The sequence below is a fragment of the Sulfitobacter guttiformis genome (genome assembly GCF_003610455.1).
In the GTDB taxonomy this organism is placed as follows: domain Bacteria; phylum Pseudomonadota; class Alphaproteobacteria; order Rhodobacterales; family Rhodobacteraceae; genus Sulfitobacter; species Sulfitobacter guttiformis.
Window position 1 is genome coordinate 76,430 of record NZ_RAQK01000003.1, and the last position, 13,365, is coordinate 89,794.

At 55.8% G+C, this 13,365-nt stretch carries 11 protein-coding genes; 7 read left to right on the plus strand and 4 right to left on the minus strand.

The window, feature by feature from the left end:
• The first annotated feature begins 7 nt into the window (after window positions 1–7).
• Together rfbD and rfbA are read left to right on the plus strand one after the other, a co-directional pair.
• The gene (gene rfbD, locus C8N30_RS18760) at window positions 8–880 is read left to right on the plus strand and encodes a dTDP-4-dehydrorhamnose reductase (protein ID WP_015063272.1); all 873 of its coding nucleotides are present in this window, start codon (window positions 8–10) and stop codon (window positions 878–880) included.
• A gap of 5 nt (window positions 881–885) precedes the next feature.
• Window positions 886–1,767 carry a glucose-1-phosphate thymidylyltransferase RfbA gene (gene rfbA, locus C8N30_RS18765; RefSeq protein WP_015063273.1) on the plus strand — a complete coding sequence of 294 codons (882 nt, stop codon included), beginning with the start codon at window positions 886–888 and terminating at the stop codon, window positions 1,765–1,767.
• A 3-nt stretch (window positions 1,768–1,770) separates the two neighbouring features.
• Here rfbA and galE read toward each other — a convergent pair whose 3' ends face one another.
• From galE to C8N30_RS18780, 3 genes are all read right to left on the minus strand, one after another.
• Complete coding sequence (gene galE, locus C8N30_RS18770; RefSeq protein WP_015063274.1) at window positions 1,771–2,757, minus strand: UDP-glucose 4-epimerase GalE; 987 nt, start codon at window positions 2,755–2,757, stop codon at window positions 1,771–1,773.
• An 11-nt stretch (window positions 2,758–2,768) separates the two neighbouring features.
• Window positions 2,769–4,253 (minus strand): phosphomannomutase/phosphoglucomutase, encoded by a 1,485-nt coding sequence (locus C8N30_RS18775; RefSeq protein ID WP_015063275.1) that lies wholly within the window; start codon window positions 4,251–4,253, stop codon window positions 2,769–2,771.
• A 77-nt stretch (window positions 4,254–4,330) separates the two neighbouring features.
• A complete protein-coding gene (locus tag C8N30_RS18780) occupies window positions 4,331–5,497 on the minus strand; it encodes a nucleotide sugar dehydrogenase (RefSeq protein WP_015063276.1) in 1,167 nt (388 codons plus the stop codon).
• Window positions 5,498–5,722: 225 nt separating this feature from the next.
• On the opposite strand from C8N30_RS18780, the gene C8N30_RS18785 reads away from it, so the two are divergent.
• The 3 genes from C8N30_RS18785 (at window position 5,723) to C8N30_RS18795 (ending at window position 10,442) form a co-directional block, all read left to right on the plus strand.
• Complete coding sequence (locus C8N30_RS18785) at window positions 5,723–8,239, plus strand: sulfotransferase (protein ID WP_015063277.1); 2,517 nt, start codon at window positions 5,723–5,725, stop codon at window positions 8,237–8,239.
• Window positions 8,240–8,380: 141 nt separating this feature from the next.
• Window positions 8,381–9,409, plus strand: coding sequence for a glycosyltransferase 61 family protein (locus tag C8N30_RS18790; RefSeq protein WP_015063278.1), 1,029 nt, complete (start codon window positions 8,381–8,383; stop codon window positions 9,407–9,409).
• Window positions 9,410–9,599: 190 nt separating this feature from the next.
• On the plus strand, window positions 9,600–10,442 hold the full coding sequence (locus C8N30_RS18795) for a cobalamin B12-binding domain-containing protein (RefSeq protein WP_015063279.1): 843 nt from the start codon (window positions 9,600–9,602) through the stop codon (window positions 10,440–10,442).
• A gap of 92 nt (window positions 10,443–10,534) precedes the next feature.
• Here C8N30_RS18795 and C8N30_RS18800 read toward each other — a convergent pair whose 3' ends face one another.
• Window positions 10,535–10,984 carry a c-type cytochrome gene (locus tag C8N30_RS18800; protein ID WP_015063280.1) on the minus strand — a complete coding sequence of 150 codons (450 nt, stop codon included), beginning with the start codon at window positions 10,982–10,984 and terminating at the stop codon, window positions 10,535–10,537.
• Between the two features lie 196 nt (window positions 10,985–11,180).
• Here C8N30_RS18800 and chlG point away from each other — a divergent pair, with 196 nt between their 5' ends.
• Together chlG and C8N30_RS18810 are read left to right on the plus strand one after the other, a co-directional pair.
• Window positions 11,181–12,077: a chlorophyll synthase ChlG gene (gene chlG, locus C8N30_RS18805; protein ID WP_015063281.1), complete on the plus strand. Its 897-nt coding sequence runs from the start codon at window positions 11,181–11,183 to the stop codon at window positions 12,075–12,077.
• Window position 12,078: 1 nt separating this feature from the next.
• The gene (locus tag C8N30_RS18810; RefSeq protein ID WP_015063282.1) at window positions 12,079–13,365 is read left to right on the plus strand and encodes a BCD family MFS transporter; all 1,287 of its coding nucleotides are present in this window, start codon (window positions 12,079–12,081) and stop codon (window positions 13,363–13,365) included.

The window sequence follows — 13,365 nt, forward strand, 5'->3', positions numbered from 1 at the left end:
GCTGACAATGCACATTCTCGTATTCGGACACAGCGGACAGGTCGCCACGGAACTGCGTGCTCTTGCGTCTGACACTTTGCGTATCACGGCACTGGACCGCGCGGCCGCCGATCTCACCGATCCCGCCGCTTGCGCCGCGGCAGTAGCTGAACATGCCCCTGACGCGGTGATCAACGCTGCCGCTTACACCGCCGTTGACCGTGCAGAGACTGAGGAAAAGATCGCCCATCTCATAAATGCCGATGCTCCCGCCGCCATCGCACAGGCCTGTGCTGTGCAGGGCATTCCTTTTGTCACCATTTCGACCGATTACGTCTTTTCCGGCGATGGAAGCACCCCTTGGACCCCTGCGGACATGACGGCACCACAAGGCGCTTATGGCCGCACAAAACTTGCTGGAGAGCAGGCTGTCGCCCTCGCTGGCGGCTCATACGCAATCTTGCGGACCTCATGGGTGGTCTCCTCCCATGGCAACAATTTTGTGAAAACAATGCTGCGGTTGGGTGCCGAGCGTGACGCGCTTACAATTGTAGCCGACCAGATAGGTGGGCCAACAGGCGCCGCCGAAATTGCAAAGGCTTGCGTTGTGATCGCGCAAAAACTGGCGACTGACAAAACCTGCGCTGGTATCTATCACTTTGCGGGCGCTCCCGACACCAGCTGGGCTGATTTCGCCCGCACTATATTCGACAAGGCAGGGATCACTTGCGCGGTGACCGATATTCCTTCGAGTGACTATCCAACGCCCGCAACGCGCCCCCTGAACTCTAGAATGGATTGCAGTGCCACAACTGCAACATTCGGCGTTCCCCGCCCCGACTGGCGGGCCAGCCTTGATGCGATCCTGACCCAACTCACCCCCCAACAAAACGCGAGCTGATTGATATGACGCAGACAAAAGGCCGTAAGGGCATCATCCTCGCAGGCGGGTCGGGCACACGTCTTTACCCCATCACAGTCAGCGTCTCGAAACAGTTGCTGCCGGTTTATGACAAACCGATGATCTATTACCCTCTGTCAGTTCTGATGCTGGCCGGTATCCGTGAGATTGCCGTGATCACCACGCCGCAGGACCGTGCCCAGTTTGAGCGTGCTTTGGGCGATGGCAGCCAGTGGGGTGTGAGCCTGACGTTCATCGAACAACCAAGTCCCGACGGGCTGGCGCAGGCATATTTGCTGGCCGAGGATTTCCTTGATGGTGCACCATCGGCCATGGTTCTTGGCGACAACATCTTTTTCGGACACGGCCTGCCCGAAATGCTCGCCGATGCAGGCAAGCAAACCAAAGGCGGAACTGTGTTTGGCTACCGTGTTGCAGACCCGGAGCGGTACGGCGTCGTCGCATTCGATGCCGAAGGTCGCGCCAGCCAAATCATCGAAAAACCCGAAGTGCCACCGTCAAACTATGCCGTAACCGGGCTTTATTTTCTGGATGCAGAGGCCCCGGCCCGCGCTCGTAAAGTGACACCATCGCCCCGCGGCGAACTTGAAATCACCACGCTCCTCGAAAGTTACCTCAATGACGGGCTGTTGAATGTACAGCGGATGGGCCGCGGCTATGCGTGGCTCGACACGGGTACGCACGGTAGTCTGTTGGATGCTGGTAATTTCGTGCGCACTCTTGAGCAGCGGCAAGGCATGCAAACCGGAAGCCCTGACGAGATCGCATTCGGGCAGAAATGGATCACCCGCGAAGAGCTGGAGGCGCGGTCAAAGATGTTTGGCAAAAACGACTACGGCACATATCTCGCCGGCCTGCTGAAATAATGGCTAACCCGATGCTTGGGCATAGGCCCAGGCATCGCGCGCAATAGTATCCAGATCGCTGTGCACTGCAGCCCACCCCAACAGATCGGCAGCACGTCGGACATCTGCGACTAATGTGGCAGGGTCACCCGCACGGCGCGGCGTCTCTTCAACAATGAAGTCGCGCCCCGATACGCGGCGCACTGCATCAATCACCTGCCGCACGCTTTGTCCCTGGCCGGTTCCGAGGTTTACGGGCATCACACCCGGTGCATCACGGCCCAACAGGTGCCGCAGCGCCGCAACATGCCCTGATGCCAGATCGCTGACATGGATATAATCGCGGATACAGGTGCCATCGGGCGTATCATAATCCGCGCCATATACCTTTATCCGATCCCGCCGTCCCTGTGCGGCCTGAATGACCAGCGGGATTAGATGTGTTTCGGGATCGTGTCGCTCTCCGCTGCGCCCCTGCGCATCGGCACCCGAAGCGTTGAAATAACGCAGTGCTATCGCTTGCAATCCATACGCGGAGACGCAGGACTCCAGCACCGTCTCGACCATCGCCTTACTGTCGCCATAAGGATTGATCGGCGCGCGCGGTAATTCCTCGGACAGCAGGGCCACATCTGTGAGATTGCCATACACCGCTGCCGTTGACGAAAATACAAGCCGCGGCACCCCTGCCGTGTTCATCGCCTCCAGCAACGAGAGCGTACCTGCCACATTATTCTGGAAAAACGGCAACGGGGTTACAACGGATTGTCCTGCCTCGATAAGCGCCGCGAAATGAATAACACTGCCAATACCAAACTGCTGCATCGTATGCACCAGTTTGGCCGTATCCGTCAGATCACCCTCGACCAGATGATCCCCGAAACACGCATCGCGGTGGCCGCTCGAAAAATTGTCATAAACCACGGGCAAAAATCCCGCATCCTTGAGCGCAAGAACGGTGTGCGAGCCGATATAGCCCGCACCACCTACCACCAAAACAGCATTATTCATGTCTGCAGTCCTTAGAAAGTCTGATCATAGTCCCCGACATTGGGCTCGGTACGGATAATCGCATCGATATCTTTGAAGATCGCGCGCAACTCCGCCTCGGATTCAGCGCTTTCGCAAACAACCACCAGATTTGGTGTGTTGGAGGAGGCACGTACCAGTCCCCAACTTCCGTTATCAAGGATCACGCGCGCACCGTTCACCGTAACAACGGTTGCAACCTTGCGGCCTGCCAGTTCGGTCAACGGTTCAAGTTTTTTGACGATCCGCTCGAGGATGTCGTATTTTTCCTCGTCAGCGGCATAGGGGGACATCGTCGGCGTTGCATAAGTCACGGGCAGGGCACGGCGCAGATCCGACATGGACATATCAGGGTTACGGTCCATCAGTTTGCAGATTTCAACGGCGACACGCATGCCGCAATCATATCCACGGCCAATGGGCTCCGCGAGGAAATAATGGCCGGATTTCTCAAAACCCGCCAGCGCGCCCAGCTCTTTGACACGCCGTTTCATATGGCTATGGCCGGTTTTCCAGTAATCTGCCTTGGCACCATTTGCGATGAGCTCTGGGTCGGAAGCATACAGGCCGGTTGACTTCACATCCGCAACAAAAGTGCTGTTCGGATAGATCTTGGATAAATCCCGCGCCATGATCACGCCGACCTTATCCGCAAAAATCTCCTCGCCTTCGTCGTCCACTACGCCGCAGCGATCACCGTCTCCGTCAAAACCAAGGGCAAAATCCGCACCCGAAGCTTTCACACTCGCACTCATATCGTGCAGCATTTCCATCGCTTCAGGGTTGGGGTTGTAGTGCGGGAAGGTATAATCAAGCGTGTTGTGGCTCTCTACCACCTCGACGCCCAGACGGCGAAACAGCTCGGGTGCAAAGGCGGAGGCCGTTCCATTGCCCGTCGCACAGACGACTTTGAGCTTGCGGGTCATCTTGAAATCGCCCACCAAATCATCGAGGTAAGCCTCGCGCACGCCATCTACATATTCGTATTTACCGCCCTCTCGGGCTACAGATTTACCACCCAGAACAATATCGCGCAGCTCGTTCATTTCGTCAGGGCCATGAGTGAGTGGACGCTCGAACCCCATTTTTACGCCTGTCCATCCGTTTGGGTTGTGCGAGGCCGTAACCATCGCTACCGCAGGCGCATCCAGATGGAACTGCGCGAAATATGCCATGGGAGACAGAGCTGGTCCGATGTCCTTAACATGGATGCCCGCCTGCATCAGGCCCAACATCAGCGCGTTTTTGATTGAGAGCGAGTATTCGCGGTAGTCATTGCCAACCGCAATCACAGGCTCGATCCCGCGCATATGCATCTGCGTCCCCAGACCCATTCCCAGTGCGGTTATCCCCGGCAGGTTAATCGCATCGGGGTATTTCCAACGAGCGTCATACTCGCGGAAGCCTGTCGGCGTGATCATCGGATCGCGCAAGAATTCCCAAGTATTCTGGGTGACGGTAGCGTTTGGTTTTTTCATGGGATTACCTTGTTGTTATGTTGCGCCCGAAGCTGAGGATCACGGATCCTTGCTTTGATCCGGGCAGCGTAAATTGATCAATCGTTTCCAAATAGATCGCGTGAAAATACTTTGTCCATCACATCATCCAGCTCGCTGGACATGCGGTTGGCGACGATCACATCCGACATCTGCTTGAACTGCTCCAGATCGGTGATCACACGAGAGTTGAAGAAATCAGGCGCGTTCAGGGCAGGTTCATACACGACAACCTCGATCCCCTTGGCCTTGATACGCTTCATGATCCCTTGAATTGAAGACTGCCGGAAGTTATCCGAACCCGCTTTCATTACCAACCGATGTACCCCGACAATCCGAGGCTTTTTGCGGACAATCTCTTCAGCCAGAAAATCCTTCCGCGTGCGGTTGGCGTCGACAATCGCACGAATAAGGTTTTGCGGCACAACCGAGTAGTTCGAGAGAAGCTGTTTGGTATCTTTTGGCAAACAATATCCACCATACCCGAAGGACGGATTATTATAATGGTCACCAATGCGTGGATCTAGGCCAACGCCGGTTATGATCTGGCGACTGTCCATATCGCGTGACATCGCATAGCTGTCGAGTTCGTTAAAAAAGGCAACGCGCATCGCAAGATAGGTATTCGCAAACAGTTTGATCGCCTCTGCTTCGGAGGGGTCGGTAAACTGGAGGGTCATATCCTTTGAAGTTGCCCCCTCGACCAGCAGCGCTGCAAAACGGCGTGCGGCCTCGGTTTGCGCGCCCACAATAATACGGCTGGGATAGAGGTTATCGTACAAGGCGCGGCCCTCACGCAAAAACTCCGGCGCAAACATGATGTTTTCGCTGTTCATTTCGCGCCGCACCCGCAGAACGAAACCCACCGGAATGGTGGATTTGACAACAACTGTTGCCTCCGGATTGACCGAAATAGCCTGCTTTATCACCGCCTCGACACTTGAAGTATCAAAATAGTTGGTGTCGGTGTCATAATTTGTCGGGGTCGCAACAATAATAAATTCGGCATCTCGGAACGCGGCATCGCGGTCTAGGGTGGCCACCAGATCCAGTTTTTTGGTGCGGAGGTATTCCTCGATATCAGGGTCAGCGATCGGGCTTTTTTTCGCGTTAATCATGTTTACGCGGTCTTCGGCGATATCCACCGCAACAACTGTATGGCATTGCGACAAAAGGATCGCGTTCGAGAGGCCAACATAGCCAAGGCCGACAACAGCAATCTTCATGTCGTTTTTCCTTCGCCCATATAACGCCGTGCTTACCGCACCTGCCCATTTGGAGCAAGTAGCCCAATACGGCGCCTTCCTGGCAACATGGAGACAAATGCCCAACCGTGCCATGGGCGTTTTTCGCGAATTTCCCCGTTCGGTTCTTTTCCGCGTATGGTTCCGGTGATAAGACAACCCGAAGCGCTGCCACCAACAAATGTAGTGCGGCGTGTGAGGCCCAAAATGACAGAACCTGTTACAGTCGATATCAATACAAGCGGCGAAGCGCTTTTGTTCGCCGGCGCAGAAACCGACAAGATCGCAGTTCTCGCGTTTCACGGAGGCGGCGGCGTTGATGGTGAACCTGCCATGCTCACGCCCTTTATCAAGCAATTGGTGACAGGTGGCGGATTGGCCGTTGTCGTACCGCGCTACAGGACACTGAACCGCGATGCGGCCTCTTTCGAGGATATGCGCGCCGATGCCGCCAATGCACTGACGTGGGCCACTGCGCATCTACCCGATGATGCAAAACTCTTTCTTTTGGGTGCATCCTTCGGAGGGCTCCTTGCACTCGATGCGTTGCTGGAGGCCTCTCCCGATGTTCAGGACCGCGTGGCGGGCGTGATCCTTTTAAACGCCGTCACGAACATCGGCACCCAAGCCGGCTGGCATAATCGCGTTGTTCCCGCTGACACTTTCGCGTCCCTGTCGCCCTTCGCACGGCTCAAAGGGCATCCCCTACTCTCTAAGCTTCGTTGCTATATCGCCCATGGCGGCAAAGACGAGGTCGTTCCGATTGCTGCCTCAAAACGCTTTAGCAGATTGTGGCCCGAGGGCCGTGTTACGGTTAACCTTTTCCCGAACGCTGACCACGGATTTTTCAACCGCAATGCACATGCCGCAACAGTTAGCAGAGCGATCCGCCAGTTTCTCGAACTGCCCGTGGAACCCGCACGTGAACAGGTAAAGGTCGCAGCAACATCACCCTCGAAACCGGCGCAGGCAGCACAAAAAAACCTCTTACCACCAAACGCGACACTGGCCTACGGTATCGGGGCGCAAAAAGCGGGAACAAGCTGGCTTTACGAGCAGCTCGCCAAAAGCGCGCAATGCCACACCGGTGCGACCAAAGAGCTGCATTATTTTGACGCTATGTATGTCAAAAGCGAGAGCACACACCTGCAAACGCGTCTGGAACAGCTTAACCGCGCCGTGAAAACCATAACCCCCGGCATGGATCCTGAAAATAAAAAGCGGCTGGCAACTATCGAGCTTTTGACAGAGAGGCTTTCGATCCACGCGACCACCCCCGACTCTCACGGCCCCTACGCTGACTATCTGAAAAAGGGCTATAAGGGTCAGAAGATCATTTGTGACTTCACCCCGTCCTATTGCACCCTAGATGCAGACGGCTTTGCCCAAATGAAGAGTGTCGGACCTGCCAAATTCATCTTTATCATGCGAGATCCGGTAAAGCGCCTGTGGTCACAGATCCGCATGTCGATCAGTGCCAGCAGTCCGCGCCTTACCGATGCGCAGTACGACGCAGCCTGTCTTGAGCGCGCCCGCGAGATGTGCGCAGACCGCGACCTGTCCACAATACTGCGTGCCGACTATATGCGCACAATCGAAGCGCTTGAGGCTGCAATTCCTGCAGATTCTATCCACTATGTGTTTTACGAGAATTTGTTTACGCAGGCCGCTGTCGACGGGGTGTGTAAATTTCTGGGCATTGATCCGCTAAAAGTCGAGGGAAAGACACGGGTCAATCTTGGCCGGACATCCGTGTTACCAGAGGATATGGCGCAACAAATGGCGCAGGGACTGGCGCCTCAATACGCGGCAGTTCGGGCACGATTTGGTAAAGATGTACCAGACAGCTGGCGTAAGCTCGCTGACGCACCTCGCGCAAAAGGGGCAGAAAAGTCCAAAATCCTCACCGGGATTAAAGCAAAAATTCCCTTTCTGAACAATGTTCCCGGCGCTCGGCGGATTGCAAATGACGGGCCGGTTATCGTCTTTCCCCACATTCCCAAAACGGCTGGCCAGACCGTTGTGAAAGAGCTCAGGCGGCTGATGCCTGCCAATAAATTCTCACCGATACGAACGCACTCCATGGCTCCGCAAGATGCCCAGATGCCCGAAGGCTATAAACTCTATGCCGGTCACATCGATTGGATCGACCTCGAGACACTGCCTGAAAACAGGTTTGCTTTTACCATCCTGCGTGACCCGCGAGAACGTATAGCCTCGTTTTACTTTTATCTGCTGCGCGAGGCGGCAAAACTATCCCCCAAAGAGCTGGCCTCAAAAGAACGCACAAACATGCGAATGATCTCCACGATGACGCCTGATGAATATTTCTTTGGAGGCGATCAGGCGTGGCAGCGTTTCATCAAGGACCACTATAACAATTTCTACTGCAACTACTTAATCACCCGCAAAATACGTGGCTGGAGAGATGTAGCAAACCTCGACCATCAGTCGCTGGTCGACCGTGCCGTGACAGGCGCAGGCGCACTGCAGAAAGTTTACTCGCTAAGCAATCTACAACAACTCGAAACCGATATTCACGAGGTGCTGGGCGCAGCGATCAACATTCAGGGCAACTACGTGAATGCAGGACCGGATGCCACAACGGCAAACCGCTGGTCTGACCTTACAAAACTGTTTGAGAAATCTTCCAGCACCGGGCGCCTTGAGACATTTGCGCAGGCAGATCTCGACCTGATGATGCGCCTCAACCTGCATCTCTAGATCAGCATCGGAGCAATTGTGACAAACGCGCCCCAACCCAATATCGTCCAGTTGCGCGATACCGCAGTTGCCCCTTTCATATACAAGAGGCCCTTGTTTCGCGGGGGCATTGATGCTGCTGTTTGCCCCCCAGAAGGACGCATGAAACGCGGTCCTGCCCTGCGCGACGAACCTCACGACATAATCCGTAAGAAAGTTTCATTTTTCGGCCGCCCCTCCAACCATAAGGCGCTCAAGGGCAGGTATCTGTTTGGCGGCCCGGTGTGGAACCACTTTGGCCATTTCTTCGTAGACTGTATCCATCGCCTTTGGGCGCTAAAGCAAAACGGCGAGTCCTATGACGGTGTAGTTTTCCTCGCTGTACAGGGATTACAGAATATTCAGACCCCCGAACATCTCGCGAATGCCGCACCGCCAAAGTTTCTGGCCGATCTCATGACCCTTCTGGACATGCCGGATGTGCCGGTAATTTTCGTGCGTGACATTGCTGTGTTCGAACACCTCGACGTGCCCGAACCCGGCACAGCCCCCCGCTGTGAGATCGAGCCATTCTACCGCCCCTATCTCGACCTGTATCAGGAAATTCTGACAGACAAACTGGCCCCGCAGATCAGAACGGCGCCAGAAAAGATCTATATGGGTAGGAGTCATTTGTTGAACAAAGGCGGTATTCTGGGATGCAGCTATTTCGAAGCGCGGGTGAGAGAGGCCGGCGTGCATTGTTCGCTGCCCGAAAAGCTTTCTCTCGCAGACCAACTCGCCCATCTGATCGGAGCCAGCTCGATCCTCTTCGACGAAGGGAGCGCCGCACATCCGACTCAAGTTCTTTCTAAAGTTTCCACAGAATTTTGCATGTTGCCCCGCCGCGCCAACAACGAGAGCTTCGGCAAAGCTATCTCACAACGCGCCCCGTTCTTCTTGATGACCAACGGAGAAAATATCGAAACCCTGCCGGACAGGTTCGGGTCTACCTCCTCGCCTGGTGGCCTTGCAATCTACCGCGATCCGCTGCCCGTTTATCAAAAATTGAAAAAGCACGGATTTGTTAAAGGTCCGTTCGATCCGGATGCATACCGTGCGGCGGAGCTCGCAGATCTTGACGCGTCCGGGTCCAAAACGCCCGAAATCAAAGAAGCCCGAACAAAAAAGTTGCAGGAACTGCGCAGTTAAGTCTGATTATCAGGCGCTTAACCCGAAATCAGGCGCTTACTGCCCGCTCTCTCAGTATATCACTTGCAAGCCCGAACTTTGCGGATCTCTGCACTATAACGCTCCCATACCGAAGTTTCTTGCAAGAATCGTAGCTTGCGCTACCTTTGTCCTAATCAGCGCTAGCCACGCTGTGTCAGGGGGGGAAACAATGACAGATCGTGATAGCGGTCATACCTTGTTCCATGATGATCTCTATCGTGAGGCCGTCAGGGAAATAGGGACTTTAAAAGAGAAACTGCCACAGGATGCTTTCGCAGCTTTGGCCCGTGAGGTGATCAGGCGACTATCCGATCACCCTGTTGCTGCGTCGGGGTCCGTTTCATTCCCCAGCGATGCAAAAATCGACGAGCTTGCGCGCGCGTTGATTGAACCGGGCGCTGAGCCAGGTATCGAATTTATAGAACGGGTTCGGGCACAGGGCGCATCCGTTGAAACTGTCTATATTGCCTATCTTGCCGAAGCCGCAAAGACACTTGGCGAATGGTGGGAGGATGATCTGGTAAGTTTCGCGGAAGTCACCGCCGCGACTGGCCATATTTACGCTGTGATGCGCGGGCTAAAGCCGATGTTCCGCGCCAGTGCTACGATCCGAACACAACCAAACGCCTTTTTTACCGCGATCCCCGGCGAGACCCATCTTCTGGGTGTGTCCATGGCCGCTGATCTCTTCCGTAAACAAGGCTGGGATATCGCCCTCAAGCGGGAATTGGATCACGACGGGATTGTTCAATACGCTGCCACCTCAGGCGTCGCTCTCATTGGCCTGTCCGCCGGTGGCGAGCACGCCCTCATACCGCTTGCGCGCCTTGTTGTTGGTCTACGCATAAGCGTTCCGGACGCGGCGATAATGGTCAGTGGTGCGATCCTTGGCACATCGTACGATGCGGTAAAATCACTGGGCATCGATATCCTACCGGTCAGCATGGATGATGCAATAGAACAGGCACAAGCGATCTGGGCGCGCACGGACGATCAGGCGCAAGTAAGCTGAATTAGACCGGCGTTTTAAACCCAGATACAAAATGCACATAAAAAATGGCGGCCCCAAAGGACCGCCATTTTTGTTTCAACCAATATTGGGCTTCAGTCTGCCTTTGCTTCGACTTCTGGACCTACCGATACCAGATAGGCCCAAACATTGGCCGCATCTTCCTCGTCACCGAGTTTGAATGCCATTTTGGATTTTGCGCGTTTGTCGTCGTTATATTCGGCCAAAAACTTCTTTGGATCCGCGACGTAAGCAACGAAATCTTCTTCGTTCCATTCCAGACCGGCTTCACCAGCCTGTACGATGGAATCACCATATCTGAAATCGGTGGAGCCTGCGACGCGTGTGTACAAACCGTAGAGGTTCGGACCTGTGCGGCCGCCCTTCACGATATCGTTGCCATCGGCGTCCGAAATCATGTGGCACGCTTTACACTTGTTGAACACGGACTCGCCGGCCGTTGCATCGCCAGTGGCATGACCATCTGCGAATGCGGGCGCGCTCATGAGGGCGAGGCCCAATGCTGTTGCTGCGATAATTTTCAAGGTAGTTCTCCTATACTTGCACCATAGACCTAGCCCGTTTGTGCCTGACGTAAAGGTCTGGATACCAGTCTATGCACAGAATTTCCCTAAGTCCAATACACAGCTTGGGTACCAGCAAATCCGCATAGCGACCCGCCCATGTGTCAATCAAAGTTTACACTTGCTCCAAAGCATACTGTCAGACTATTCTGACAGTATGAGTCTAACCACCGCCCACACCCTGCGCCGCCTGCCGGAGCCCGCTGCCGCCTTGCAGTTGATCAAGCCTGTGACATGGTTCCCTCCCATGTGGGCTTATCTATGCGGCGCTGTGTCTTCGGGGGTCTCCCCCTCCGGACAATGGGGCATGGTTCTGCTGGGCGTGATCCTTGCGGGTCCGGTCGTGTGCGGTATGTCGCAGGCCGCCAATGACTGGTGCGACCGCCACGTTGACGCAATAAACGAGCCTGAACGTCCAATCCCTTCCGGCCGTATCCCGGGCCGCTGGGGCCTGTGGATTGCCGTTGCCATGACGGCTCTTTCGCTGGTTGTCGGCTACCAGCTTGGCCCTTGGGGATTTGCCGCCACACTCCTCGGCGTTGCCGCTGCATGGGCATACTCCGCAGAACCTGTTCGGGCAAAACGCTCAGGCTGGTGGGGGCCGGGCCTTTGCGGACTGGCCTATGAAACACTCCCTTGGGTGACCGGCGCGGCAGTCCTTTCTGCCGGGGCGCCCAGCCTCGAGATTATTGGCATCGCTGTGCTTTACGGCATCGGTGCTCACGGAATCATGACACTCAATGACTTCAAAGCGATCGAAGGTGACCGTGCAACCGGCCTGCGCTCGCTTCCCGTGACACTAGGCCCCGACCGCGCCGCCAGTCTTGCATGTCTGATCATGGCGGCCCCTCAGGCGATGGTGATTGCGATCCTACTGATGTGGGACAAGCCACTACATGCCTTGGGCGTTGCTGCGATGCTCGCCGTGCAGCTTGCCGCTATGCGCGTCCTATTGCGCGACCCCGAGGGTAAAACGCCATGGTATCAAGGCATGGGAATTCTATTTTATATCAGTGGCATGATGATCGCCGCCTTTGCGTTGAGAGGCCTTTGAAATGCACCTGACATGGATACAGATTTTCCGCCTCGGATTGGTGCAAATGGCACTTGGCGCGATTGTTGTCCTGACGACCTCGACACTGAACCGCCTGATGGTGGTCGAGTTCGCCCTTCCCGCCGTGCTACCGGGCGCATTGGTAGGCCTGCACTATGGCATACAACTGTCGCGCCCGCGCTGGGGATTTATCTCGGACAAAGGGGGCAACCGCACCGCGTGGATCATCGGCGGCATGGCTCTGCTGGCACTCGGTGGTCTGCTGGCCGCCTACGCCGTAACGCTCTTTGCTGCCAGCCATACGCTGGCGCTTGGGCTGTCGCTCATCGCTTATGCCGCTATCGGGCTTGGGGTTGGTGCATCAGGCACTTCTTTGCTGGCACTCCTTGCGACCACGACAGCGCCACACCGTCGCGCTGCCGCCGCGACGATCACATGGCTTATGATGATATTCGGCATCGCCTTCACTGCTGGCCTCTCGGGCGGCTTTCTTGACCCCTATTCCCCCGCCCGCCTGATGGGTGTCGTAGCTGTGGTGGTCAGTATCGCAATGCTGCTCACCGTTGTGGCCGTTGGGCGGATAGAACGAGGCCTGATCGTAGCGGCCCAAGAGCCGCCAACCCCCTTCTTGGAAGGCCTGCGGGATATTTGGGCAGAGCCGCGTGCGCGTAATTTCACCCTCTTTGTATTTCTGTCGATGAACGCCTACTTCATGCAGGAACTTATCCTCGAACCCTACGCGGGGCTCGTCTTTGACTTTAGCGCGGGCCAGTCGACCCAACTCAGTGGCGCACAAAATGGCGGTGTTTTCCTCGGAATGCTAACTGTCGGCATTATGGCAACAGGCCTCAAACGCGGCAGCTTACGCGCGTGGGTCACCGCCGGTTGCCTCGGCTCTGCCGGCATACTTGGACTGATTGCACTCAACGGCGCTGGCATCGCCTTTGCGCCACTCACTCCTCTCGTGACCGCCCTTGGCTTTTTCAACGGCATGTTCGCAGTAGCAGCTATCGGGTCAATGATGGCGCTTGCGTCTGACGGACGTGAACGCCGCGAAGGGACGCGCATGGGCCTCTGGGGTGCAGCCCAAGCTGTGGCCGCCGGGTTCGGTGGCCTTCTCGGCGCTGGCGCCGTCGATATTCTACGCATCACACTACCAGATGGCGCCGCTTTTGGCGCTGTTTTCACATTCGAAGCGTTCCTGTTTGTCGCAGCGGCCATCATGGCCTTGCGCATTCTTGATCGCACCACCGCGCAGGGCATGCCCGCGCTTGTACCCGGAGAATAA

Coding starts and splice junctions, on each gene's coding strand:
- rfbD (WP_015063272.1), top strand. CDS start 8: ATGCACATTCTCGTATTCGGACACAGCGGACAGGTCGCCACGGAACTG.
- rfbA (WP_015063273.1), top strand. CDS start 886: ATGACGCAGACAAAAGGCCGTAAGGGCATCATCCTCGCAGGCGGGTCG.
- galE (WP_015063274.1), bottom strand. CDS start 2,757: ATGAATAATGCTGTTTTGGTGGTAGGTGGTGCGGGCTATATCGGCTCG.
- C8N30_RS18775 (WP_015063275.1), bottom strand. CDS start 4,253: ATGAAAAAACCAAACGCTACCGTCACCCAGAATACTTGGGAATTCTTG.
- C8N30_RS18780 (WP_015063276.1), bottom strand. CDS start 5,497: ATGAAGATTGCTGTTGTCGGCCTTGGCTATGTTGGCCTCTCGAACGCG.
- C8N30_RS18785 (WP_015063277.1), top strand. CDS start 5,723: ATGACAGAACCTGTTACAGTCGATATCAATACAAGCGGCGAAGCGCTT.
- C8N30_RS18790 (WP_015063278.1), top strand. CDS start 8,381: ATGAAACGCGGTCCTGCCCTGCGCGACGAACCTCACGACATAATCCGT.
- C8N30_RS18795 (WP_015063279.1), top strand. CDS start 9,600: ATGACAGATCGTGATAGCGGTCATACCTTGTTCCATGATGATCTCTAT.
- chlG (WP_015063281.1), top strand. CDS start 11,181: ATGAGTCTAACCACCGCCCACACCCTGCGCCGCCTGCCGGAGCCCGCT.
- C8N30_RS18810 (WP_015063282.1), top strand. CDS start 12,079: ATGCACCTGACATGGATACAGATTTTCCGCCTCGGATTGGTGCAAATG.